At 36.0% G+C, this 23,097-nt stretch carries 24 protein-coding genes and 1 tRNA gene; 21 read left to right on the top strand and 4 right to left on the bottom strand.

What is annotated here, in order from left to right; all coding sequences use genetic code 11:
* The first annotated feature begins 53 nt into the window (after positions 1-53).
* The 7 genes from DMB95_RS01250 to DMB95_RS01225 are packed head-to-tail and all read left to right on the top strand — an operon-like array spanning position 54 to position 5,393.
* Entirely contained in the window at positions 54-1,160 is a 1,107-nt protein-coding gene (locus tag DMB95_RS01250; protein ID WP_142930568.1) for an ABC transporter substrate-binding protein, read from the top strand.
* Positions 1,161-1,162: 2 nt separating this feature from the next.
* On the top strand, positions 1,163-2,254 hold the full coding sequence (locus DMB95_RS01245) for an ABC transporter substrate-binding protein (RefSeq protein WP_142930567.1): 1,092 nt from the start codon (positions 1,163-1,165) through the stop codon (positions 2,252-2,254).
* Positions 2,251-3,318, top strand: a complete 1,068-nt coding sequence (locus DMB95_RS01240) for a FecCD family ABC transporter permease (protein WP_238386820.1) — start codon at positions 2,251-2,253, stop codon at positions 3,316-3,318. The genes DMB95_RS01245 and DMB95_RS01240 overlap by 4 nt, the downstream gene beginning before the upstream one ends.
* Entirely contained in the window at positions 3,312-3,764 is a 453-nt protein-coding gene (locus DMB95_RS09700) for an ATP-binding cassette domain-containing protein (protein ID WP_260604805.1), read from the top strand. The genes DMB95_RS01240 and DMB95_RS09700 overlap by 7 nt, the downstream gene beginning before the upstream one ends.
* Positions 3,742-4,077 (top strand): ABC transporter ATP-binding protein, encoded by a 336-nt coding sequence (locus tag DMB95_RS09695; RefSeq protein WP_260604804.1) that lies wholly within the window; start codon positions 3,742-3,744, stop codon positions 4,075-4,077. Before DMB95_RS09700 ends, DMB95_RS09695 begins: the two co-directional genes overlap by 23 nt.
* Before the next feature lie 22 nt (positions 4,078-4,099).
* On the top strand, positions 4,100-4,540 hold the full coding sequence (locus tag DMB95_RS01230) for a pseudoazurin (RefSeq protein WP_142930566.1): 441 nt from the start codon (positions 4,100-4,102) through the stop codon (positions 4,538-4,540).
* Positions 4,518-5,393 carry an ATP-grasp domain-containing protein gene (locus DMB95_RS01225; protein WP_142930565.1) on the top strand — a complete coding sequence of 292 codons (876 nt, stop codon included), beginning with the start codon at positions 4,518-4,520 and terminating at the stop codon, positions 5,391-5,393. Before DMB95_RS01230 ends, DMB95_RS01225 begins: the two co-directional genes overlap by 23 nt.
* A 1-nt stretch (position 5,394) precedes the next feature.
* Here the strand turns inward: DMB95_RS01225 and panD are convergent, their stop codons facing one another.
* The 3 genes from panD to panB are packed head-to-tail and all read right to left on the bottom strand — an operon-like array spanning position 5,395 to position 7,457.
* The gene (panD, locus tag DMB95_RS01220; protein ID WP_142930564.1) at positions 5,395-5,778 is read right to left on the bottom strand and encodes an aspartate 1-decarboxylase; all 384 of its coding nucleotides are present in this window, start codon (positions 5,776-5,778) and stop codon (positions 5,395-5,397) included.
* Positions 5,769-6,623, bottom strand: coding sequence for a pantoate--beta-alanine ligase (gene panC, locus DMB95_RS01215; protein ID WP_142930563.1), 855 nt, complete (start codon positions 6,621-6,623; stop codon positions 5,769-5,771). Before panC ends, panD begins: the two co-directional genes overlap by 10 nt.
* A 12-nt stretch (positions 6,624-6,635) precedes the next feature.
* Complete coding sequence (panB, locus tag DMB95_RS01210) at positions 6,636-7,457, bottom strand: 3-methyl-2-oxobutanoate hydroxymethyltransferase (RefSeq protein ID WP_137632682.1); 822 nt, start codon at positions 7,455-7,457, stop codon at positions 6,636-6,638.
* A gap of 116 nt (positions 7,458-7,573) precedes the next feature.
* On the opposite strand from panB, the gene DMB95_RS01205 reads away from it, so the two are divergent.
* The 10 genes from DMB95_RS01205 to DMB95_RS01160 all read left to right on the top strand — a co-directional run bounded on the left by DMB95_RS01205 (position 7,574) and on the right by DMB95_RS01160 (position 18,204).
* Positions 7,574-8,179, top strand: a complete 606-nt coding sequence (locus DMB95_RS01205) for a nitroreductase family protein (RefSeq protein WP_142930562.1) — start codon at positions 7,574-7,576, stop codon at positions 8,177-8,179.
* Between the two features lie 308 nt (positions 8,180-8,487).
* Positions 8,488-8,961: a cytochrome c nitrite reductase small subunit gene (gene nrfH / locus DMB95_RS01200; RefSeq protein WP_442861438.1), complete on the top strand. Its 474-nt coding sequence runs from the start codon at positions 8,488-8,490 to the stop codon at positions 8,959-8,961.
* An 18-nt stretch (positions 8,962-8,979) separates the two neighbouring features.
* A complete protein-coding gene (locus DMB95_RS01195) occupies positions 8,980-10,797 on the top strand; it encodes an ammonia-forming cytochrome c nitrite reductase subunit c552 (protein WP_142930560.1) in 1,818 nt (605 codons plus the stop codon).
* Positions 10,798-10,970: 173 nt separating this feature from the next.
* A complete protein-coding gene (locus DMB95_RS01190) occupies positions 10,971-11,522 on the top strand; it encodes a hypothetical protein (RefSeq protein WP_137632686.1) in 552 nt (183 codons plus the stop codon).
* 172 nt (positions 11,523-11,694) lie between these two features.
* Positions 11,695-11,784 (top strand) — tRNA-Ser (locus DMB95_RS01185).
* 14 nt (positions 11,785-11,798) lie between these two features.
* Positions 11,799-13,844: a capsular polysaccharide biosynthesis protein gene (locus DMB95_RS01180; RefSeq protein ID WP_142930559.1), complete on the top strand. Its 2,046-nt coding sequence runs from the start codon at positions 11,799-11,801 to the stop codon at positions 13,842-13,844.
* A gap of 188 nt (positions 13,845-14,032) precedes the next feature.
* Complete coding sequence (kpsS, locus tag DMB95_RS01175; RefSeq protein WP_137632688.1) at positions 14,033-15,220, top strand: capsule polysaccharide modification protein KpsS; 1,188 nt, start codon at positions 14,033-14,035, stop codon at positions 15,218-15,220.
* A 105-nt stretch (positions 15,221-15,325) separates the two neighbouring features.
* Entirely contained in the window at positions 15,326-16,462 is a 1,137-nt protein-coding gene (locus DMB95_RS01170; protein ID WP_142930558.1) for a DUF829 domain-containing protein, read from the top strand.
* A gap of 6 nt (positions 16,463-16,468) precedes the next feature.
* Positions 16,469-17,854 (top strand): cytochrome P450, encoded by a 1,386-nt coding sequence (locus DMB95_RS01165; protein ID WP_137632690.1) that lies wholly within the window; start codon positions 16,469-16,471, stop codon positions 17,852-17,854.
* Positions 17,851-18,204 carry a hypothetical protein gene (locus DMB95_RS01160; protein WP_142930557.1) on the top strand — a complete coding sequence of 118 codons (354 nt, stop codon included), beginning with the start codon at positions 17,851-17,853 and terminating at the stop codon, positions 18,202-18,204. Before DMB95_RS01165 ends, DMB95_RS01160 begins: the two co-directional genes overlap by 4 nt.
* A 6-nt stretch (positions 18,205-18,210) precedes the next feature.
* Here the strand turns inward: DMB95_RS01160 and uvrB are convergent, their stop codons facing one another.
* Positions 18,211-20,181, bottom strand: a complete 1,971-nt coding sequence (uvrB, locus tag DMB95_RS01155; protein WP_142930556.1) for an excinuclease ABC subunit UvrB — start codon at positions 20,179-20,181, stop codon at positions 18,211-18,213.
* 102 nt (positions 20,182-20,283) lie between these two features.
* Between uvrB and zapB the strand changes: the two genes are divergently transcribed.
* Genes zapB through DMB95_RS01135 form a run of 4 tightly spaced genes read left to right on the top strand, consistent with a single transcriptional unit; the run spans position 20,284 to position 23,069 of the window.
* On the top strand, positions 20,284-20,514 hold the full coding sequence (gene zapB, locus DMB95_RS01150) for a cell division protein ZapB (RefSeq protein WP_137632693.1): 231 nt from the start codon (positions 20,284-20,286) through the stop codon (positions 20,512-20,514).
* Positions 20,504-20,746 (top strand): hypothetical protein, encoded by a 243-nt coding sequence (locus DMB95_RS01145; protein ID WP_137632694.1) that lies wholly within the window; start codon positions 20,504-20,506, stop codon positions 20,744-20,746. The genes zapB and DMB95_RS01145 overlap by 11 nt, the downstream gene beginning before the upstream one ends.
* Before the next feature lie 5 nt (positions 20,747-20,751).
* Complete coding sequence (locus DMB95_RS01140) at positions 20,752-21,225, top strand: prepilin-type N-terminal cleavage/methylation domain-containing protein (RefSeq protein WP_142930555.1); 474 nt, start codon at positions 20,752-20,754, stop codon at positions 21,223-21,225.
* Positions 21,222-23,069 carry a primosomal protein N' gene (locus tag DMB95_RS01135; RefSeq protein WP_142930554.1) on the top strand — a complete coding sequence of 616 codons (1,848 nt, stop codon included), beginning with the start codon at positions 21,222-21,224 and terminating at the stop codon, positions 23,067-23,069. Before DMB95_RS01140 ends, DMB95_RS01135 begins: the two co-directional genes overlap by 4 nt.
* The last annotated feature ends 28 nt before the right edge of the window (positions 23,070-23,097 follow it).

The following is a 23,097-nucleotide window of genomic DNA, read 5'->3' as shown; positions in this document are numbered from 1 at the left end:
TTAAAGAAAAATTTACTATAATCAACATTTTAATTTTCTTACAAGGAGCAACAATGAAAAAATCTTTCTTAGCGTTTCTTTTTATGTTTCTAGGCATCTTTGCCTTAGGTGCGCATGCAAAAGAAGTGGTGATTAAAGATGTTTTAGGTAGAGAGGTGAAGGTTAATTTACCTGCAAAACGTATAGCTTTAGGCTTTTATTATACTGACTTTTTAGCAGTTGGTGGGGTTAAGGCGCTTGATAATGTTGTTGGTTTTTCAAAAGCTGTTTGGACGGATTGGACGCCGTCAAGCTGGGAAGTGTATAGCAAGGCTGTGCCAAAACTTACTAAACTTGAGGATTTTGGTGAAGCTGAGGTTGGCACTTTTAGCGTTGAAAAGGTGCTTTCTTTAAAGCCAGACTTGCTTATTTTGGGTGCGTGGCAATGGCAGATTTTGGAATTTGATCTAGAGCCTGTTATTGAAGCTGGTATTCCTATCGTTGTGCTTGATTATAACCGCGAAAAAGTCGAGCTTCACGCGCAAAGCACAAGGATATTAGGACAAATTACAGGCGAGGAAAAAAGAGCTGAAGAGCTTGTAAAATGGTATGAAGGCATAGCTAAAGATGTAAGTGATCGTATAGCTAAAGCAAAGCCAAAAAAACAAAAGATTTATATTGAGTTTGGTAACAAAGGACCAAGTGAGGCTGGCATTACTTATGGTAAGGATATGTGGGGCTCACTCATTGACTTAGCTGGTGGAGAAAACATAGCTGCACCTTTTGTAGCTCAGTGGTCGCCTATCAATCCAGAACAAATTTTAGTTGCAAAGCCAGATGTCATCATGATCGCAGGACGCGAAACAGAGCTTAAGAAAAATAAAGAAGCTATGGTTATGGGAATTCATATTGATGAAAAAGAAGCCCTAAAAAGACTTGATGCGTATAAAAAACGTCCAGGCTGGAGTGCTTTACCAGCTATAAAAGATGACCGTTTATATGGACTTTACATGGGAGCAAGCAGAACCTTAGCTGATGCAAGCATGATACAATATCTTGCAAAGGTTATGTATCCAGAGCTTTTTAAAGACATAGATCCACTTAAAACCTATGTTGATTTTCATAAAAAATACTTACCTATAGTACCTGAAGGAACTTTCATACTTAAAGCAAGTGAGTAAGAATGAAGTTTTTTCTTTGCTTTTTAGTTTTGGCGTTTTCTTTGCAGGCTAAAGAGCTTGTGATTGAGGATATTTTAGACAGGCAGGTGCGTGTTAACTTGCCTGCTAAACGCATGGTTTTAGGCTTTTATTATACTGATTTTTTAGCTGTTGGTAAAAAAGAAGCTTTTGATAGAGTTGTTGGCTTTGTAAAAGATGCTTGGGCGGTGTATATGAGCGAAAATTATGAGGCTTATAAAAGCATTATCCCTCGCCTTGAAAAGCTTGCAGATGTGGGCGATCCTCAATTTGGTACTTTTAGCATAGAAAAGCTTCTAGCCTTAAAGCCTGATCTTTTTGTCATAGCTGATTGGCAATATGAGCTTATCAAGGAGCATTTACCCTTACTTGAAAAGCAAAATATCCCTGTAATCGTGCTTTCTTATAATAAAGAAAGTTACGATCAGCACGCTAAAAGCACTGAAATTTTAGGCTTGATTTTAGATCAAAAACAAAGAGCAAAGCAGATCAATGCCTTTTATAAAACAAGGCTTGATGAGGTGCAAAGTCGCATTGCTAAAGCTGGACTTAAAAAGCCTAAAATTTATATAGAATTTGGCAATAAAGGAGCAAGTGAGCTTAGCTTTACTTATGGAAATGATATGTGGGGTGCTTTGATAAACTTAGCTGGAGGGGATAATATAGCTCGTAATTTAGTGCAAAAATGGGCAGTGATTAATAACGAGCAAATCATCGCTTCAAATCCTGATGTAATCATCATCACCGGAAGAGAAAGAGAGCTTCACACCAACAAAGAGGCTATGGCAATGGGCGTTTATATAGAAGAAAGTGAGGCTTTAAGACGTTTGTTTCATTTTAAAGAGCGCATTGGCTGGGCGGATTTAAAGGCGGTAAAAAATGAAAGATTGTTTGCAGCTTATCATAGAGCCTCAACGACTATGGCTGATATAGCCTCAGTTGAGTTTATCGCTAAAATGCTTTATCCACAGCTTTTTAAGGATATAGATCCAAACAAAACTTATGAAGACTTTCATACACTTTTTATGCCTTTTATGCCAGAAGGAACTTATTATATAGGAGGCATTGCTAAATGAAAATGAGCAAAGATGAACACATAGCAAAAAGCCTAAAAGCTCACCGAAAAAGAGAGCTTAAAAGATTTTATATCATACTTGGCTTTTTAATCATAGCCTTTATTTCTATGGTGTTTGATATAGCTACTGGTCCAGCTTGGCTAAAGCCAGGCGAGGTTGTAGAGGCTATATTTGCTCAATTTACTCAAGAAGAAATTGATAGCACGACTATGGCTATAGTGTGGGATTTAAGGCTTCCTATTGCTTTGATGGCTTTGGTTGTTGGAGCTGCACTTGGGGTTGGTGGGGCTGAAATTCAAACCTTGCTTAACAATCCTATGGCAAGCCCTTATACTTTGGGACTTGCAGCAGCAGCTGGTTTTGGGGCTTCTTTGGTTATAGCCTTTGGAACAGCTGATATATCTTTGCTTTGGGCTGTGCCTGTGGGAGCTTTTATCATGACTATGCTGAGTGCTTGCGTGCTTTTTGGTTTTGCAAGTTTAAGAAGGTTTGATTCATCAACCCTTGTGCTTGTAGGCATTGCGCTTTTGTTTTTGTTTCAATCCATGCTTTCTTTGGTGCAGTTTCTCTCAAGCCCTGAAATTTCTCAGCTCATACTTTTTTGGCTCTTTGGCTCTTTACAAAAGTCAAATTGGACAAATTTACCTGTGGTAGCTATCATATCAGCTTTTTGCATAAGCTTTTTACTTCTTGATAGCTGGAAGCTAACCGCTCTTAGATTAGGCGAGCAAAGGGCTAAGGCTATGGGCGTAAATTTAAACGCTCTTAGACTTCGCACCCTCTTTTTTGTCTCTGTGATGACAGCTACTGCCATTTCTTTTGTTGGGGTTATTGGTTTTATAGGGCTTGTTGCACCTCATATAGCACGCACCTTAGTTGGGGAAGATCAACGCTTTTTCTTGCCTGTTTCTATGTTTTGTGGGGCAGCTTTTTTAAGTATAGCTTCAGTGCTTTCTAAGGTGATTATCCCCGGAGCTTTGTTTCCTGTGGGTATAGTTACTTCTTTTGTGGGCGTGCCATTTTTCTTTTGGATCATACTTTCAAAAAGGAAGGGTTTATGTTAAGGCTTGAAGATTTAAGTATTCACAGAGGAACACTATGCGTAGCTGATAAGCTTTGTGCTGAGTTTCAAAGGGGTAAGGTTTATGCCATACTTGGACCAAATGGGGCTGGTAAAAGCTCGCTTTTATCAACACTTTTTGCTGAACTTTCTTTTAAGGGTAAAATTTCATTTAAAGATGAAATTTTAAGTTTTTCAAATCATTTTGCTTGGAAGAAAAAAATCGCTTATATGCCTCAAGATAGTAATGTTGATGCAAGTTTGAGTGCTTTAGAGGTGGTGCTTTTGGGCTTGCTTGATAGTTTGGGTATGGTTTTAAGTGATGAACAGATAAAAAAAGCTCTTGAGGTCATGGATAGTCTTGGGATTTTGCACCTTGCTGATAAGGATATTTTAAATTTAAGTGGGGGGGCAAAGACAAATGGTGATGTTTGCTTCTGTTTTGATTAAAAGTCCTGAAATTTTGCTCTTAGATGAGCCTGTATCTGCACTTGATATGCATCATCAATGCGTTTTACTTGAAAGTGTGAGAAAAAGCACTTATGAAAAGGGGCTTTTAACCATTATGATTTTGCACGATCTTTCCCTAGCTGCGCAGTTTGCTGATGAAATTTTAATCTTGCATGATGCAAAGATTAGGGCAAAAGGCGAGGCAAAAGAGGTGCTTAAACGCGATATTATAGAGCCTATTTATCGCGTAAGGGCTGATATTTTTAAAGATGATGATGGTAAGCCTATAGTGCTTGCTAAAGCAGCAATTTAAACACATTTTAAAAGGAGAAAAAATGAAAAAATACTTACTTGCTTTATCAGCAGTAGTGGTGCTTTGCCTTGGTGCAAATGCTAAAAATCATGAGGTAAAAATGCTTGATGTTAATAGTGAAGGAACTATGGTTTTTGAGCCTGGTTTTTTACAGATTGAGCCAGGCGATAGTGTAACTTTCGTGCCAACACATAAAACCCACTGGGCAAAAAGTGTAGTGATCCCTGAAGGAGCAAGCAAATTTGAAAGTAAGCTTGATGAAAAAGCAACTTTTACCTTTGACAAGGAAGGCGTATATATCTATGAATGCCCACCGCACAAGATCATGAATATGATGGGTATCATTCAAGTTGGAAAAGCTACAAATTTAGAAAAAGTGAGACTTGCTATCCCAAAACTTGAAAAAAGAGCCAGCGAAAATAAAGGCAGACTTGAAAAGTATGCTAAGCAAATCAAAGAATGATTTTGTAATACTAACTTGCAAAGCCTACGAGCAGGGTAATGCTGCCTTGCAGGGCTTGCAAGCTTGTCTTGTAAATTTAGGCTTTAAGGCTAGGCTTGAAACCTGGCAGAAGCTTGACTTTGCAAGATTAGATGAAAAAAGTGTGCTTTTGCCTTTGGCGGTGTGGGATTATAGTCTTGATTTTAACGCCTTTTTAAAGTTTTTAAAGACTTGCGAGCAAAAGGGAATTTGCATACAAAATGAACTTTCACTCATCAAGACAAATATTAATAAAATTTATCTCAAACGCTTGCAAAATGAGAATTTAGCCTTGCCACAAAGTTTATTTTTGCTCGAAAATGAAAAGCCTTTTTGGCAAGAACACATTCAAGCTTTTAAGCAAAATACCGGGCTAAAAGAGCTCATCATCAAGCCTTTAATCGGACAAAGTGGCTATAAGGTAAAGCCTTTGGCTGAATGTAAAGACTTAAACAAAGAGTATGAAAATGGGGCTTTGGTGCAAGAGTTTATCTCTGGTATAAGCGAATTTGGTGAATTATGCCTTATCTTTTTTAAGGCTGAGTTTTGCTACGCGATTAAAAGAGAAGTGCCAAAGGGCGAGTTTAGAGCAAACTCAGCCTATAATGTCATCATCAAGCCTTGTGAAAATGTGCCAAAAGAGGCTTTAAACTTAGCCTTAAAAGCCGTGCAAAGCCTTGCTAAAAGCAGCCTTTATGCAAGGGTTGATTTGTTTTATGATGGGAAAAACTTTCTTATTAATGAACTTGAGCTTATAGAGCCAAGCTTGTATTTTGATTTTTGTGAAAACTCATATAAAAGCTTTGTTAAAGCCTTGCTTGAGCGTTTGAATTAGCCTACTTAAAAAGCTCGCCGTGCTTTTCATAATGCGTAACTTTTGTAAGCTCATTTTTTTCATCGACAAAAACAACCTTTGGCTTAAATTCAGCCGCTTCTTTTTCATCAAGATTTGCATACGCCATAATGATGATTTTATCGTGAAGTTGCACTAAGCGAGCAGCTGCTCCATTAAGACAAATTGCTCCTTTTTCTTTGCTTGCGATTGCATAAGTTTCAAACCTCTCGCCGTTGTTGATATTAACAACTTGCACTTTTTCATACTCAACGATCCCGCTTGCTTTAAGCAAATTCTCATCTATGCTAATGCTTCCTACATAATCAAGTCTTGCTTCATTAACCACTGCGCGATGAATTTTAGCCTTAAGTAGTGTTATTTGCATGCTAAATCCTTCAATAAAAAATTATCGATCAAACGAGTTTTGCCTATAAAAACAGCGATAGCTCCTAAAACTTCATCTTTTATCTGCGTTAAGTCTTGCAAGTTTTTACAATCTACTAAATGAATATAATCAATCCTTGCCAAAGCTTCTTTTTCAAGCTCTTCTTGCATAGCTTTTTGCACTTTTTGGGCATTTTTTTCTCCTTGCAAGATGAGCTTTTCACCTAAGAAAATCGCCCTTGAAAGCACAAGAGCAGCTTTTCTTTCAGTCTCATTTAAATACACATTTCTTGAACTTTTTGCTAAGCCATCGCTTTCTCTGATAATAGGACAAATTTCAAGCTTAACATTCATATTTAAATCCTCTATCATATGAGCTACGATAAGGCATTGCTGGGCGTCTTTTTGTCCAAAATACGCTTTATTTGGCATAATAATATGAAAAAATTTCATCAAAACCGTGCAAACCCCTCTAAAATGCCCCTCTCGTTTTGCCCCGCAAAGCTTGTCGTTTAAGGAATTCATATCCACAAAGGTGCTAAAGCCTTTTGGATACATTTCATCAACGCTCGGGCAAAAAAGCACATCAACGCCGTTTTGCTCGCAAAGCTTTGTATCTTTTTGCAAATCCCTTGGATAAGTGCTTAAGTCTTCATTTACCCCAAATTGCATAGGATTGACAAAGATACTTAGCACGACTTTATCATTTGCTTTTGCAGCTTTTACAAGGCTTAAATGCCCTTCATGTAAATAGCCCATTGTTGGCACAAAGCCTATGCTTAAGTTCTCTTTTTGCCACATTTTGCTAAGTTCTTTCATCTCTTTTATGGAAGTGATAACTTGCATGATTTTTCCTTTTTAATACAATTTTTCAAACATATCATCATCGCCACTAAAACTAAACTCAGCACTTGGAAAGGTGCCTTGTTTGACTTCTTTGATATATGCTTGTATGCCTTCTTTTGGATTTAAATTGGCAAATTGTTTGACAAATTTAGGCTTAAAGCCAGTATTTATACCTAAAAGATCGTGATAAACCAAAACTTGTCCATCACAATGCGCCCCAGCTCCTATGCCAATGACAGGTATTTTCAAACTTTGCGTGATTTTTGCTGCAAGTTTGCTTGGCACACACTCTAAAAGCACCATACTTGCTCCTAATTCTTGAGCCAATCTTGCATCATCAAGAAGTTTTTGAGCACTTTGCAAGCTTTTTCCTTGCACCTTATATCCACCCAAAGCATTAATAGCTTGTGGGGTTAAGCCAAGATGGACGCAAGTTACAATCCCAGCTTCGCTTAAAGCCTTAATCACGCTTGAAATTTCTCTTCCACCTTCTATTTTTACGCCGTTTGCTCCTGCTTCTTTCATAAATCTTGCTGCGTTGATTAAAGCATCATAACTTGAGCTTTGATAAGACATAAAAGGCATATCAGCTAAGATAAAAGCGTCTTTTGCTCCCTTGCTTACAGCTTTTGTAAAAAGAAGCATTTCCTCCATACCCACACTTAAGGTGCTCTCATGTCCTAAGATCACCATCGCTAAAGAATCCCCAACAAGGATAATATCAACACCAGCCTCATCTAAAGCCTTTGCACTAGGGTAATCATACGCGCTTACCATAGTGATTTTATCGTTTTGCTCTTTTTGTTTGAAAAAATTCAAAATCGTCTTTTTCACAACTCGTCCTTAAAAAAATATGTGTAATTATAAATCTTTTTAAGCAAATATGAAAGTAAAAATTTTTACTATTTTTGTGTATCATAAAATAAATGCAAACAAATAAAGGAGAAAGTATGAAAAAAGAACTTGAAATTTTAAGCACAAGGTATTCGTGCCGCGAATTTTTAGATACTAAGCTTTCAAGTGAGGATTTAAGGCAAATTCTAGAGATCGCAAGGTTAAGTCCTAGCAGTCTTGGGCTTGAGCCTTGGAAATTTATCTTGACTGAGGATAAAGTAAAGTTGCAAGAACTTGCACAAATTGCAAATAAGCAAATTCATGTAGCCCAAGCAGCAGCTGTTATCATCATCGTTTCAAGGCTTGATTTTCCTCAGTATTTTGAAAGTAAATTAAGAAAAAGAAAGATGAGTGAAGCTGAGTTAAATATGCGTTTAAAAACCTATCAGCCTTTCTTAGAAGGTATGAATGAGGATCAAAAGCTTGCTTATGCTAGAGAGCAAGCTCACATCGCACTTGCAAGCATACTTTATGCGGTAAATGCTTTGGATATAGGCACTTGCACTATAGGCGGTTTTGATAAAAAGGCTTTAAATGATTATCTTAAACTTGATACAAATAAAGAACAAGCTAGCCTTATGATCGCACTTGGCAAAAAAGCCAGCACACAAATTCCAGAAAAAACGCGTTTTGATTTTGATGAAGTGGTGCGTTTTTTATAAATTTTAATTTTTATCCTAAAATCCAGCAAAAGTTTTGAAATTTAAGCATTGAAAGACTTTAAAAAGGCTGGATTTTTTTTACTTAAGTATTTACTTTATCAAAATCTAAATTTTTATATTTTCCTTCAAAACCTTTTAAAATAGGCTTATTATCAAAATAAAACAATTTTTATATGTAATAAAAAGCTAATCAAGAGTAAATTAATCCTTAAGAAAACTTTAAATAAAGTTAATGTATGATTAACAAAAATCTTATCAAAAAAGGAGGGTGCTTGGAAAAATTAGATAAAAATGAAAGCTCTAGTAGCATTTTTAGCATTTTTCTTGTTTTGCTTTTTGTGCTTTTTGCGTTGGGATTTTATACCTTTTATAATGCAAAAGGAATCTCGTATTTTTCAAACGCAAGCGAAGCCTGTAATAACTGCCACATTATGAATGATGTGTATGCTGATTACTTGAAAGCTCCGCACTCAAAGAAAATCGCAGGAGAGCCAAGAGCAAGCTGTAATGATTGCCATTTGCCACATAGTTTTGTTGATAAATGGATCGCTAAGGCTGAAAGTGGTGTAGGACATGCTTATGCTTTTACCTTTAAGCTTAATGATTTGCCAGCAAATTTAAGTGCAAATGAAAAAAGCAAGGCTATGGTGCAGGACAATTGCGTAAGGTGTCATGCTGATTATGTTGGCGTTGTGATTAACGCTACGACCAATCCACATAAAGACAATACGCTTAAATGTGTATCCTGTCACGCAGGTGTTGGTCACAAAAGAGGATTTTAAACTTACAAGGAGGAATGAATGAATAAAAAGTTATTAAGTGCGATTGTAATTGTTATCGTTTTGATCGCTGGGGTGCTTTATCTTAATAGTGATATCACCAAAAAACAAAACGAAGGGGTTGGAGGGATACTCTCTAAGGATTTAGTCGAGTTAAGTGATGATAATCCAACTTTTGATCATTGGGGTAAAAACTTCCCTGATTATTTGGATATGTATCTTACCGTTGAGACAGAAAAGCCTATAGCTACTGAATTTGGTGGAAATTTGGCGTATTCAAAGCTTATCCGTTATCCACAGCTTACTGTGCTTTGGGCAGGTTATCCTTTCTCTCTTGATGCAAATGAAGAAAGAGGGCACTTCTGGATACAAGTTGATCAAATGGATACAGCAAGAAATAATAAAGATTTCTTAAATGCTCACGGCTTTAAAGCTTTTGGCGGACAACCAGCTGCCTGTATGAATTGTCATAGTGGTTGGACTCCTTGGCTCTTAAACAATACTGCAAAAGGTGATTGGGTAGCGTTTAACTCAGCAAAATATTGGACTATGATCAAAACCGTTCCAGCAGTAAATGGCTATGCTGAAAACTCAGCCGAACACTCAGGACCACATGGAGGCAAAAGAATGGGCGTAACTTGTGCGGATTGTCACAATCCAAACGATATGAGCTTAAGACTTACTCGTCCAGCAGCGATTAATGCTCTTGTTTCAAGAGGTTATGAAAAAGACCCAGTAGCTGGCATTAAGGCTACTCGTGAAGAGATGAGAACCCTTGTTTGCTCACAATGCCATGTTGAATACTACTTCAAACCAACCGGTACAAAGGTAAAAACTATAGGCGAAACCATAGCACAAGATCCAAGCAAAAAATGGTTTGATGGCACTCAAAAAACTTATGATGAGTTTGATTCTTTAAGAGATGGCAATCAATTCACAGAAATTGAAGTTGCGGGTATAGAACTAGCATTTCCTTGGAGTGAATGGAAAAAAGGACAGCCATTTAGGATAGAAATGTTTGATGATTATTATGACAAAGTGCGTGCAAACTTTGATAAAGATTGGGCTCACAAACTTAGTGGTGCGCCTATGATTAAAATTCAACACCCAGAAAGCGAGCTTTACAGCGGTGGCGTGCATGCAGCAAATGGCGTTTCATGTGCGGATTGTCATATGCCTTATATCAGAAAAGGTGCGAAAAAACTTACTCAACACAATGTAACTTCACCTTTACAAGATATCAACGCAGCGTGCAAGACTTGCCATACTCAAAGCGAAGATTATCTAAAAGCTCAAATTTTAGATATTCAAAAATCAGTAGCGTATGATTTAAGAAGTGCTGAGTATGCAACAGTAAGTCTTATCATGGATATTAAAAACCTTAGAGAGCTTTTAGGTGCTAAGGCTGAGTATCAAACAGATGGCAAGGCTGATCAGGCAAAAATTTCAGCTACGCTTAAAGAGGTGTTAGAACTTCACAGAAAAGCTCAAATGAGAGGCGATTTTGTAGGTGCTGAAAACTCAACAGGCTTTCACAACCCAAGAGAAGCTTCAAGAATGCTTTTACAAGCTGTTGAAATGGCAAGAGAAGGACAAACCAAACTCGTGCAAATCGCTGCAGCTAATGGTATAAATGACTTTAAAACCTCAAATCTTGGTTTTGAAGATATACAAAAGCTCAATCCGGGCGAAATTCGCTATAAAGTGGATATGAACGGACATAAAGCAGGCGATAGATACTATCAACACGAAGAGATTAACGGCAACCCGCCAGCTGAATATCTTGAGTTTGATAAAAACACTAAGCCATATAATTATCAAGTGATTGATAAATACTAAAATTAAAGCCCCACTTCGGGGCTTTTATATTTTTAACTTGCTATTTTTCTTGTTTTTTATATTGATTTAAACTTATTTTTTTGCTGTTCGCTTTTAATGAATTATCATTATTTGTTACATTTTGTTTATTAAAAAATATTAAATTTTGATACATAAAATGAAAGGATTTTGATATGAATAAAAATAAATTTTTTCGTCAAATTCATATTTATGTGAGTTTATTTTTCTTGCCACTTGCTTTGATGTATGCTATTACAGGTATAGCTTATATCTTTGGAGCAAATCAAGATATAGGACTTAAAGAACAAAGCTTTAGCGTAAAACAAACGCTTACTATAGGCAAAGAAAAAGAAGAACTTCTTACTTTGCTTAAAGAGCTCAAACTTAAAATTCCAAGTCATACCGAGCTTAAAAATGATAAAAGAGAAGGTGGTATGAGTATGGGTGGGGTGCATTATAGTGTAAATATCAAGCAAGAAAGTGATCAAGTTATTATTACTACAAAAGAGCGAAGTTTGCTTGGCGATATGATCATGCTTCATAAGGATAAGGGCAAATGGTATTTTGCTGTGCTTTCTGTGGGTTTTGGACTAGCTTTGATCACTCTTTACATCTCAGGGCTGATGATCACGCTTGTAGCGATGAAAAAAGACAGGCAAAAACAGCTTCTAACCCTTGCTTTTGCTTTTGTGATAACTTTTATCTTAGCCTATCTTAGCTTATAACACAGCTTCTTTAGGCTTTTTGAGCTTAAGAAATATTTAAATTTCTTTATTGTTTTTTGGTATGTTTATTTTGCTTTTGGGTTAAAAATAAAGTTAGCGGATTTAAGCCCCTTGAGTTTTTTAAGTTAAATTCAAGCTAAATTCGTTATAATTACAGCTTTAAAACTACAAAGGACAGATGGGTGAGTGGCTGAAACCACACCCCTGCTAAGGGTGCAGATCTTAACGGGTCTCGAGGGTTCAAATCCCTCTCTGTCCGCCACCTTCAAGGCTCTTATGAAACGATACGCAAACTCCAAACGCCTTATAAACAATGTCAAGTCTTTTTTAAATCTTAAGCCTTTTATACTAGGTGTTAAGGTTGATAAAGCAAGTGTATTTTATGGTTGGGGGCGTAAGAATTCTGGACTTTGGGCGCTAAAACAAGCTCAAAGATATAAGGCTAAATTTGAGCTTTTAGAAGATGGTTTTTTACGCTCTGTTGGTTTAGGGCTTGAGCATTCGCCTAGTTTTAGTCTGGTGCGTGATGATGTGGGAATTTATTATGATGCTACCTCGCCTTCAAGGCTTGAAAACATACTCAATGAATATGATTTTAAACAAGATGAAAATTTGCTTAAAATCGCTCAAAAATCCATACAGCTTATCAAAAAATACGAACTAAGCAAATACAATAACGCACTTGATTTACCAGCTGATTTTTTTAAAAAAACAAAGCAAAAACGCATTTTAATCATCACTCAAAGTGCAAATGATGCGTCCTTAAAATACGGCTTAGCCTTGCAGTTTAGCACCCAAGAGATGATAAATGATGCTATAAAAGAAAATCCAAACGCTCAAATTTATATAAAAATTCACCCAGATGTGTTGAGTAAAAAGAAAAAAGCTGATTTTGACTTTGATAATTTGCCCCCAAACTGCACTTTACTTAAAGAAAATTTTAATCCCATAGCCTTGCTTAAGCATTTTGATAAGGTTTATACAAAGACTTCTCAAATGGGCTTTGAAGCCTTGCTGTGTGGTTGTGAGTGCGTGTGTTATGGCTTGCCCTTTTATGCGGGCTGGGGTTTAACTACAGATAAACTTGTCTGCGCTCGTCGCAAGAAAAAGCTTACACTTGAGGAGCTTTTTGCAGGAGCGTATATACTTTATAGCGAGTATTTCAATCCCTACTCACAAGAAAAAAGCGATATTTTAGATACGATAAACTCGCTTTACAAGTATAAAACGATCGAGCAAATAAATTCAAATACTTTGTTTTTCCTAGGTTTTTCACTTTGGAAACGCCCTTTTATCAAGCCTTTTTTTAAGGCTAAAAAAAACAAGCTCATTTTTTTAAATTCCCTTAAAAAGCCCATAAATTTTAAAGATAATGATAAGCTTTTTGTGTGGGGAGCAAGTTTTAGTGATGAAAAGATCAAAGAAGTTTTTGGCGAAAGGGTGCGAATTTTTAGAGTTGAAGATGGCTTTATCCGCTCGGTTTCTTTGGGTTCTGATTTGACGCGCCCTTTTTCTTTAGTGGTTGATAGCAAAGGGCTTTATATCGATCCAAGCAAGGAAAGTGATTTAGAATACCTCTTGCAAAATTATGAGTTTGATCAAAGTCATATTAAAAGAGCGCAAAAAATCATCGCAAAGATCATTAAACACAAATTCTCAAAATACAACAACGATTTTCATAAAAATATAAAATTTAACGCCAAAGAAGGACAAAAAATCCTCCTCATCGCCGCTCAAGTTGAAGATGACGCTTCTATGTTACTTGGTGGCTTTAACTTAAGCACTCAAGAGCTTATCAAGCAAGCAAGGCTTGAAAACAAAGATGCTTATATAGTCTTTAAACCCCACCCTGATGTGCTAAGTGGCAACAGAAAAGGGCTAAAAGATGAAAAAATCATACTTGAGTATTGTGATGAGATTGTAAGTGATGTGAGTTTGCATTCTTGCTTAGATAGCGTTGATGAGGTGCATACTATCACTTCAACCGTTGGTTTTGAGGCGATTTTAAGAGCTAAAAAAGTGGTGGTGTATGGACTTCCTTTTTATGCTGGCTGGGGCTTAAGTATAGATAAACTTGTCTGTGCTCGTAGAAAGCGAAAGCTTAGCCTTGAAGAGCTTGTCGCAGGAGTTTTGCTTATATATCCAAGATATATCAATGCTAAAGATAAAGAACTTTGCGAGTTTGAGCCAGCCTTTAAGAGTTTGCTTGAGCTTCAAAATGCGTATTTTTCTAAAAAATGGCTGAGGTTTTTGCTGACTTTAAGAAATACTAGCCTAAGAAAGATAAGGCGAGTGTATGAATACTTTTTCATAAAAAATTAAATTTGACTTGGAAAGTCTCCTTAATAAATTCTTGCATTAAAGCCAAGATAGAGCATAAAGAAAATTTAAAAAAATGTCGCTTTTTAGACTTTATTTCAAGTTAAATTTTTATTTTTTTGTTATAATTAAAATTTTGTAAAAATCAATATTTTATTTCAAAAATATAGGGCGAGGATACATTAGTCATTATGAATTTTAAGCAAAAGATGAAAGAATTTGCTGGTAAAAATGTTCTTTTATTGCAAGGTCCAATCGGTCCTTTTTTCAGCAAGCTCGCAAAAAAACTCAAACAAAATGACACTAGGGTATTTAAGCTTAATTTTAACGGCGGAGATAAGTTCTTTTATCCTTTTAACGCTCATAAGTATAAAGGCGAGCTTAAAAATTTCAAAACCTTTTTTAAAAATTTTTGCAAAGAACACAAGATCGATTATATCATCACTTACAATGACTGCCGTCCTTTGCATAGCATAGCTATAAGGGCTGCTAAAAGCCTTAAAATAGGCGTTTATATCTTTGAAGAAGGCTATCTTCGCCCAAATTTCATCACTTTTGAGAAAAACGGCGTTAATGCAAATTCTCAGCTTCCTAGGGATAAGAATTTTTATCTTGATCTTGAAATTCCTGTAAGTGCTGCGAATAAGAAATTTGAGGGTGCTTTTGAGTGCATGGCATTTTTTGCTTTTTGGTATTGGCTTTTTGCTTTTTTGCTGGCTCCATTTTACAATAACCGCTTACATCATCGTTCTTTAAGTCCTCTTGAACTTATCCCTTGGATACGAGCTTTTTATAGGAAATTTTGGTATAAATTGAGTGAAAAAAAGACGAATGAAGAGCTTAAAAAGCTCAAAGGGAAGTATTTCGTCGCTGTTTTGCAGGTATTTAATGATACACAAATTTTAAAGCATTATAAGGGCAGGAGTGTCGAGCATTTCATCATTCAAACGCTAAGTTCTTTTGCTTTAAATACTAGAGATAAACACTGCCTTGTATTTAAGCATCATCCTATGGATAGGGGTTATACTCATTATGGTGCTTTGATAGATAGGCTTTGTAGGCAATACAAGCTTGAAGGAAGAGTGTTTTATATACACGATGCTCACTTACCAAGTCTTTTAAACGATGCTTTGGGTTGTGTGGTGGTGAATTCAACCGTAGGGCTTTCAGCCTTGTATCATAACTGCCCGCTTAAGGTGTGCGGTAAGGCATTTTATGATATAGAGGGCTTGAGCTATCAAAAACCTTTAGATATATTTTGGAAAGAAGCCCATGCGTTTAAGCCAAATTATAAACTCTATACAAATTTTAGAAGCTATCTCATACAAAACAATCAAATCAATGGCAATTTTTACAAAAATTCTTTTTTAGATCTTTAACAATAAACTCGCAAGATCACTATAAATTAGGCTTTTTTGCTCTTATAAATGTTAGGAATTGATTAATTAATTTTAGTTAAATTCTTAAAAAAACAAAGAGCTATAATGCAAAAAAGAGATATTTTCTACATAGCAGGATATGATCCAAGAGGCTTTAGATATTATTATTTAATGTTTAAAAAAAATTTAGCCTTTTATGAAAAAATGGCACAAAAAAAATTCATACTCTCTAAGAATAAACAAGAAAGTAAATTCCACACTTCTTGGAGTATTCAAGGTGAAAATTCGCAAAATTATTATCATTTTTTAGCATGGAATGACATAGTCAAGGCAAATTGGCATAAAAATATCTTTTCTATACTTGCCGATGCTTTTGATTTTTTTAAAATTTATGTGATTACGGGCTTGTTTGTGCGTTTTGCAAAGGCGTGCAAAGCCCCTTTAGTAGCTGGATTTTATCCATTTTTTTATGTGCTTTTTAGTTATTTGTTTATCTTTGCTTTGATCTTTTTGAGCTTTAAACCTATAACAAATTTAAGTCATGAGATTGTAGCTGTGATATTTTCCTTGCTTGTGCTATATTTTTCAAGCAAGCTTATTTTTAAGATAGGCAATAAAACAGCGGCATTTTGGCTCTCGCGAATCTGTGCGTTTTGTTCTCGTTGGGCTAGAGGTGAGATTAAAGATATTGACGCAAGAACGGCTGAATTTGCTAAAATTGTTTTTAAAACCTTGAAAGCAAACGCACAAAAAGAAAATTACGAACTCATACTTTGCGCACATAGTGTAGGCACGATTTTAATCATCAATGTGCTTGCAGACTTGATTAAGCAAAGCCTTGATGAAAATATCCCTTTTGATAAGCTTAAGGTGCTTACTTTGGGCGAATGCGTGCCTTTGATGAGCTATCATAAACATGAGAATTTATACAAACAAAATCTTGCCTTTTTAGCTCAATTTAAGCTTATTTGGTTTGATTTTACTTCCAAGATTGATGGAGCATGTTTTTATAAGGTTGATTTTTTTAAAACAAGCGGAGTTGAGGATATGCAGATTGCGCCTTCTTTTCTTTCCACACATTTTTATAAGCTTTATAGCAAAGAAGAATACGCTAAAATAAGACGTGATTGGTATAGAGCCCATTTTTTATATTTAGAAGCAAGCCAGCACAAAGGCGAATATGACTTTTTTGCTTTTGTGCTTGATGAAAATTTGCTTGAAAACAAAATCAAAGCGAGGTAAAACACTATGGCACAATGTCCTTTCTATCCAAAACCCCACAAAAACAAGGCATCAAATTTAATGACTTTTTTGCTCAAACGCAGATCATGGCTTGATGGACTATATGAGAGAAGTTATAGTATGCAAACAGGCAGGGTAAAAATGCCTGGCTTTGATCTTTTTGTGGTGAATAATCCCCAAGAAGTAAAAAAAATCATGGTAAGTGAGGTCAAAGAATTCCCAAAAAGTGAGCTTTTGCACCGCCTTTTAGAGCCGCTTTTAGGACAAAGCATTTTTACCACAAATGATGAGGTGTGGAAAAAACAAAGAGAGCTTTTGCGTCCAAGCTTTGAGATGACAAGGATAGATAAGGTTTTTGAGCTTATGAGTGCAGCAGCTAGGGACTTAATCACTCGCCTTGAAAAGCAGCTTGACAAGCAAGCAGATGGCATTATCGAAGTTGATGAGGAGATGACCTTTGTGACAGCTGATGTGATTTTCCGCACTATAATGAGCGAAAAACTTGATGAGCAAAAAGGTAAAATCATACTTGATGCCTTTGTGACTTTTCAAGAACAAAGCGTGCGAACAGCGATGAGACAAATGTTTTGCTTTCCAAAATGGCTTTCAAATTTACTTGGTGAGAAAAAACGTTTAGAAGCTGGAGAAGTGATAAGAAAGGTGCTTAGCGACATCATCAAGCCTCGCTATGAAGAAGAAAACAAGGGTTTAGCAGGAGAGAGAAATGATATTTTAGCTTCTTTGCTTAAGGTTGTTGATAGCGATACAAATGAGCGTTTTTCTTTTAAGGAAATCCTTGATCAAGTTTCCATGCTCTTTTTAGCAGGACATGAAACCACGGCAAGTTCTTTAACTTGGACCTTATATCTGCTTTCTTTATATCAAGATGAGCAAGAAAGAGCTTATAAGGAGTTAAAAGAAATTCTACAAGATGAAAAAGAGCCAAAAATCGAGCATATTAAAAAGCTTAAATGGCTTAATTACTGCTTTAAAGAGGCATTAAGGCTTTATCCACCGGTTGGATTTTTTGCTAGAAGTGCTAGAAAAGATACGCAAATTCGTGATAAAGAGGTTAAAAAAGGTTCAGGTGTGGTTGTCGCTCCCTGGCTCATACATCGCCACCGCAAAATTTGGCACAAGCCAGATGATTTTGATCCTTCAAGATTTGAAAAGCTTGAAAATAAAGACGCTTATATGCCTTTTGGTATGGGAGAAAGGGTGTGTATAGGGCAGGGCTTTGCTATGCAAGAAGCTATGATTATACTTAGTTATATTTTAAGCAAATATAAGCTAGAATTACAAGAAAATTTTATCCCAGATGTCGTTGGACGTCTTACTATACGCACGGCAAATGGAATGTATATCAAGTTTAGTAAAAGAAAGAGTGAATGAAAGAAAAGCTAGCTGGCACCTTGCTTTTATGTGCTGTGGTGCCTTTGTTTATCATAGGGTATATTTTTATCGTTTTTGTAGGAATTTTCATCAGTGTAGCAAGGGTGCGTCAAGGTGTGCGCGCTATGGATCATTTTGTCAATGCTACACTATTTAATGGCTATGCGTGGGAAAGCCTCTCTTCGCATGCGTGGCGAGAAAGAAAAAAAACTTGGGCTAAGGTGGTGATAAAAATCACTGATTTTTTTCAAAAAGATCATTGCAAGAGGGCTAATAAAAGAGAACAGCCCATTATCGATCTCATACTTAAAAAAGGACTTGACAAGCAAAGTATAGGTAAGCAAATTTAAAGCAATTTATAAAGTGCGAATCTTGGCTATCTCATCTCTTAAAGCGGCTGCTTTTTCAAACTCAAGTGCTTTAGCAGCTTCTAACATTTGCTTTCTTAGCTCTTTTGCAAGCTTTGCTCTTTCACTTGCTGGTATTTTTTCTAAGCTTTTGCCCTTGCGATAAATTTCAGCCTCATCAAGATCATTTTTAAGACTATCTTCTAGGTTTCTTTTGACTGAAGTTGGGGTGATATTATGCTTTTTATTATAAGCTTCTTGTAAGGCTCTGCGTTTGCTTGTGATGTCCATGGCTTCTTGCATGGACTTTGTGATTTTTTTGCAAAAGAGTAAAACCTTGCCATTGACATTTCTAGCTGCTCTACCCATGGTTTGAATAAGGCTTGTTGTACTTCTTAAAAAGCCTTCTTTATCAGCGTCCATTATAGCAATAAGGCTAACTTCAGGCAGATCAAGTCCCTCACGGAGCAAATTTATGCCTATGAGTATGTCAAAAAGCCCTGTTCTAAGCCCTCTTATGATCTCGTTTCGCTCGATAGCATCGATGTCAGAGTGCATGTATTTTACCTTTAAACCAAGCTCTATATAATAGCGGCTAAGTTCTTCAGCTAGCTTTTTAGTTAACACAGTAACTAAAACTCTTTCATTTCTAGCTATAACCTTTTTTGCCTCATCAAAGAGAATTTCAACTTGATTGTCGCTATCTTTTAGTTCTATTAAAGGATCAAGCAAGCCTGTTGGACGCATGATTTGCTCAAAGACTTGATTTTTGCTTAGTTCTAGCTCAAGGGGTGCTGGGGTTGCTGAAACAAAGAGAAATTGACAATTTTTGTTGATAAACTCATCAAACATTAAGGGGCGATTATCAAGGGCTGAGGGCAAGCGAAAACCATAATCTACTAAGGTTTGCTTCCTGCTTCTATCGCCTGCAAACATACCTCTAAACTGAGGCAAAGACACATGGCTTTCATCGACGATAACAAGGAATTTTCTATCATTTATATTAAGATAATCAAAGAGCGTATAAGGCGTATCTCCTGGCTTTAAGCCTGTTAAATGCAAAGCATAATTTTCAATGCCCTTACACATGCCCGTGCTTTCAAGCATTTCTAAGTCAAACTCAACCCTTTGTTTAAGACGTTGATACTCCACAAGTTTATTTTCATTTTCAAAAAAAGCTAGTCTGGAGGCAAGTTCTTTTTTAATGTCTTTAATAGCCTGTTTTAGCCTTACTTCACCAACGCTAAACTGGCTTGTTGGATAGAGTATAAATTTTTTAAGCCCTTTACCCTTTTTGTTTTCAAGCACATTGACATGATACATTCTTTCAAGCTCATCACCAAAAAACTCAAGCCTTACCACCTCATCTTCAAAATAAGCTGGATAAATATCTATAGTATCGCCATTTACTCTAAAATCAGCCCTATCAAAAAAGGCATCATTTCTTTTATAACCCATATCCACAAGCTTTTTTAAAAGCTCTTTTTGGCTAAACTTCATACCTTCTTCAAGGATTAAAACCATGCCTACATACTCATTTGGATTGCCTAAACCATAATTTGCTGAAACGCTGGCTATACAAAGCACATTTTCATAGCTTAAAAGTGAAGCTGTAGCACTTAAACGCAACCTTTCTAAGTCCTCATTTACTGAGCTATCTTTTTCTATGAAAACATCAGTGCGTGGGATATACGCTTCTGGCTGATAATAATCATAATAACTGATAAAATACTCCACAAAATCTTCTTTAAAAAAGCCCTTAAATTCACTATAAAGCTGGGCACACAAGCTTTTGTTATGGCTCATAATCAAGGTTGGCATGTTTAGTTTTTCAATCACATTTGCCATAGTAAAAGTCTTTCCACTGCCTGTAACACCGAGTAAGGTTTGGTATTTATTGCCTGCTTTTATGCTTTTAACTATACCTTCAATGGCTTGTTTTTGATCAGGGCTTGGGCTAAATTCGCTGGTGAGTTTCATAGACTTTTTTCCTTTTAAAAAGCCAAATTCTACAAAAAAATGCTTAAAATTTAAAACTTTTTTGCTACAATTAGAAAAATATTTTTCAAAAAGGCAAAATCAATGTATGATGATAAGATTATCAACACACTTACAGATAAGGTTAATGAGCTTTTAGAGCGTTATAACGAACTCGTAGAAACCTGCGATAATTTAAGAAATGAACTTGTGAGTGTAAAAGCTCAAAATGAAGCTAAAAGTAATGAAATTTTAAGACTTGAAGAAGAGCTAAAAAGCAAAAACATAGTCAGCGAAGATATTACTAAGAAAATAGAGGCTGTACTTGGCAAGTGATGGGATAAAAGAAGTCATCGTCAATGTTTCAGCAAAAGATTTTACCGTTCGTTGCGGGGAGGATTTTGCAAACTATCTTGAAACCGATATTGATCTTGTTTCAAATGGGACAAAAAAAATAGAACTCAAACAATTCGTTAATGCCTTTGTGAAGAAAAGTTATGATTATTATATGTTGCAAAAAGAACTTAATAAGCTTTTAAAAACGATCAACGAAACACCGCTAAAGTAAAATTTATGGCTTTTAAAAAAGCTTTTTCCCTGCTTGAACTTGTTTTAGTTATACTTATCTTAGCCTTGCTTGTGGGTATTGCTTTGCCGTATTTTCATCTTAACAAGCAAGATGCGAATTTATTGCGTTTAAAGGCTGATTTTACAACTATACAAAGTGCTTTAGCTTTTCATAAAAATCAAGATATTTTCACTCAAGCACAAAATTTAGCCGTGCTTGATGAAGCAAGTATAATGAATGAAAAGCAGACTTTATTTTATTGCTCTTTAAGTGAGATTAAGGCATGTAATGGGGGCGATTGTTGCACAAAAAGTGTGTTGGCAAGTCCAATTTATTCAAATTCTAAAGCATGGATGAAAACAGGAAAGCGAACCTATCGTTTTTATCTTAGTAGTAAAAGCTTTGTGGACTTTGTATATGAGCCTAGCACTATGAGTTTTGAGTGTGTAAGTTCAAGTATTTGTAAAGAGCTTTTATGAACTATTATGAACTTGCCATTATAGGCTCTTATCTTGATAATCTTACTTATGAAAGCGAGTTTGAATGCGAGCTTTTAAGCGAGGTAATCGTGCCTTTTGGCAAGCAAAATAAGCCTCATAGGGCTATCATTCTTAAAGAACTTTCAAAGCCAAATTTTATGACTAAGGCTATCATAGAAAAAACTGGACGCGTTTTAAGTAAGACTCAATTTGAGCTAGCTTGCTTTATAAGTTATTATTATACTTGCAAGCTTGGCTTTGTTTTGGCTTCTTTTGAGCTTTTAAAGCCCTATGAAACCAATGCTTTTAGCCCTTTAAAAAGCGTGAGTTTAAGTCCTTTGCAAAGCAAGGCTTATGATTTTTTACAAGCTCAAAGCTCAAGCCTTCTTTTTGCAGATACAGGCAGTGGAAAAACTGAAATTTACATAAAGCTTATTGAAAAATATATGCAAAAAGGCGAGCAAGCCTTGCTTTTAATGCCAGAAATTTCACTTACCCCACAAATGCAGAAACGTTTGAGTGTGTATTTTGAAGATAAATTCATCATGTGGCATTCAAAAATTTCAAAAAAGAAAAAAGATGAGGCTTTAAAAGCCTTGCAAAATGGTGAAATTTTACTTGTTGCTGGGGCAAGATCAGCTTTAAATTTACCCTTTCATAAACTAGGGCTTATCATCGTTGATGAAGAACATGATAATTCTTATAAGGCAAGCAACAAGCCTTATATCAATGCAAGGGATTTAGCTGTTTTTTTAGGACAAAAGCATGATATACAAGTGCTTTTAGGCTCAGCCACGCCAAGTTTAACCAGCTTTTATAAGCAAAAGCATTTTAGACTCAAAGGCACCTTTTATGAAAGTGAAAAAGAATTTATCTTTGATGAGAGTGATTTAGGGCTTTCAAGCCTTGTTTTAAGAGAGCTTAAAACAAGTTTAAGAGCAAAAAAACAAGCTGTGATTTTTCTACCAAGTCGTGCAAATTTCCGCCAAGTGCAGTGTAAAAACTGCGGTGAGAGGATCAAATGCCCATTTTGTAGCATAGCCATGAGCGTGTATAAAAATAAAAATCTTTTAAAATGCCATTATTGCTGCTTTGTAAAGCCTATAGATCAAATTTGCCCTCATTGTAAAGGCGTCATGCTTGAGGCAAGCAAGATAGGCACAGCAGAACTTTGCGAGCAATTAAAGCAGGCTTTAAGTGAGTTTAGCCCAAATATCGCTCAATTTGATCGCGATAAAATCACAAGTATGACTAAGCTTAATACTATACTTAAGGACTTTAACGAGCAAAAGATTGATATTTTAGTTGGCACTTCAATGCTGGCTAAAGGACATGATTATCATAGTGTGGATTTAAGCGTGATTTTAGGGCTTGATGAGTTTTTGTTTCGTCCCAATTATAAAGCCAGTGAAGAATGTCTTGCTCTTGCTATGCAAGTAGCTGGAAGGGCTGGACGCAAGGGAAAAGCCAGGGTGCTTATACAAAGCAAGCAAAAGGCTTTTTTTCAAACTTATATTAAGGATTATGATCAATTCTTGCAAGATGAGCTTGAAAACAGAAAAAACCTTTATCCGCCTTTTAAAAGGCTTTTAAGACTTGTCATCGAACATAAAGAGCAAAGAAAGGCAAAAGAGCTTTGCGAGTTTTTAGCTGGTGAGTTTAAAAAGCTTAAAAGTGCTGAACTTATAGGCTTTGGAAGCTGTGCTATAGAGCTCATCAACGCAAAATGGCGTTTTTATCTTTTACTAAGAAGCCATACGCATACAAATTTGATCAAAATCGCCCAGTTTGCCCAGCAATACAAAGAAGTCAGTGCAGATATAGACCCAAATGATTTTTCTTAGTGTTTTAGCTTTTTTTAGTTTGAAAAGT

Origin of the sequence: Campylobacter sp. MIT 12-8780 (assembly GCF_006864535.1) — a bacterium.
In the GTDB taxonomy this organism is placed as follows: Bacteria; Campylobacterota; Campylobacteria; order Campylobacterales; family Campylobacteraceae; genus Campylobacter_D.
This window is presented reverse-complemented; position numbering and strand designations above follow the sequence as displayed.

Excerpts from the sequence above, each read along its gene's own strand:
- DMB95_RS01250 (WP_142930568.1), top strand. The coding sequence starts at position 54 with ATGAAAAAATCTTTCTTAGCGTTTCTTTTTATGTTTCTAGGCATCTTT.
- DMB95_RS01245 (WP_142930567.1), top strand. The coding sequence starts at position 1,163 with ATGAAGTTTTTTCTTTGCTTTTTAGTTTTGGCGTTTTCTTTGCAGGCT.
- DMB95_RS01240 (WP_238386820.1), top strand. The coding sequence starts at position 2,251 with ATGAAAATGAGCAAAGATGAACACATAGCAAAAAGCCTAAAAGCTCAC.
- DMB95_RS09700 (WP_260604805.1), top strand. The coding sequence starts at position 3,312 with ATGTTAAGGCTTGAAGATTTAAGTATTCACAGAGGAACACTATGCGTA.
- DMB95_RS09695 (WP_260604804.1), top strand. The coding sequence starts at position 3,742 with ATGTTTGCTTCTGTTTTGATTAAAAGTCCTGAAATTTTGCTCTTAGAT.
- DMB95_RS01230 (WP_142930566.1), top strand. The coding sequence starts at position 4,100 with ATGAAAAAATACTTACTTGCTTTATCAGCAGTAGTGGTGCTTTGCCTT.
- DMB95_RS01225 (WP_142930565.1), top strand. The coding sequence starts at position 4,518 with ATGCTAAGCAAATCAAAGAATGATTTTGTAATACTAACTTGCAAAGCC.
- panD (WP_142930564.1), bottom strand. The coding sequence starts at position 5,778 with ATGCAAATAACACTACTTAAGGCTAAAATTCATCGCGCAGTGGTTAAT.
- panC (WP_142930563.1), bottom strand. The coding sequence starts at position 6,623 with ATGCAAGTTATCACTTCCATAAAAGAGATGAAAGAACTTAGCAAAATG.
- DMB95_RS01205 (WP_142930562.1), top strand. The coding sequence starts at position 7,574 with ATGAAAAAAGAACTTGAAATTTTAAGCACAAGGTATTCGTGCCGCGAA.
- DMB95_RS01195 (WP_142930560.1), top strand. The coding sequence starts at position 8,980 with ATGAATAAAAAGTTATTAAGTGCGATTGTAATTGTTATCGTTTTGATC.
- DMB95_RS01190 (WP_137632686.1), top strand. The coding sequence starts at position 10,971 with ATGAATAAAAATAAATTTTTTCGTCAAATTCATATTTATGTGAGTTTA.
- DMB95_RS01180 (WP_142930559.1), top strand. The coding sequence starts at position 11,799 with ATGAAACGATACGCAAACTCCAAACGCCTTATAAACAATGTCAAGTCT.
- kpsS (WP_137632688.1), top strand. The coding sequence starts at position 14,033 with ATGAATTTTAAGCAAAAGATGAAAGAATTTGCTGGTAAAAATGTTCTT.
- DMB95_RS01170 (WP_142930558.1), top strand. The coding sequence starts at position 15,326 with ATGCAAAAAAGAGATATTTTCTACATAGCAGGATATGATCCAAGAGGC.
- DMB95_RS01165 (WP_137632690.1), top strand. The coding sequence starts at position 16,469 with ATGGCACAATGTCCTTTCTATCCAAAACCCCACAAAAACAAGGCATCA.
- DMB95_RS01160 (WP_142930557.1), top strand. The coding sequence starts at position 17,851 with ATGAAAGAAAAGCTAGCTGGCACCTTGCTTTTATGTGCTGTGGTGCCT.
- uvrB (WP_142930556.1), bottom strand. The coding sequence starts at position 20,181 with ATGAAACTCACCAGCGAATTTAGCCCAAGCCCTGATCAAAAACAAGCC.
- zapB (WP_137632693.1), top strand. The coding sequence starts at position 20,284 with ATGTATGATGATAAGATTATCAACACACTTACAGATAAGGTTAATGAG.
- DMB95_RS01140 (WP_142930555.1), top strand. The coding sequence starts at position 20,752 with ATGGCTTTTAAAAAAGCTTTTTCCCTGCTTGAACTTGTTTTAGTTATA.
- DMB95_RS01135 (WP_142930554.1), top strand. The coding sequence starts at position 21,222 with ATGAACTATTATGAACTTGCCATTATAGGCTCTTATCTTGATAATCTT.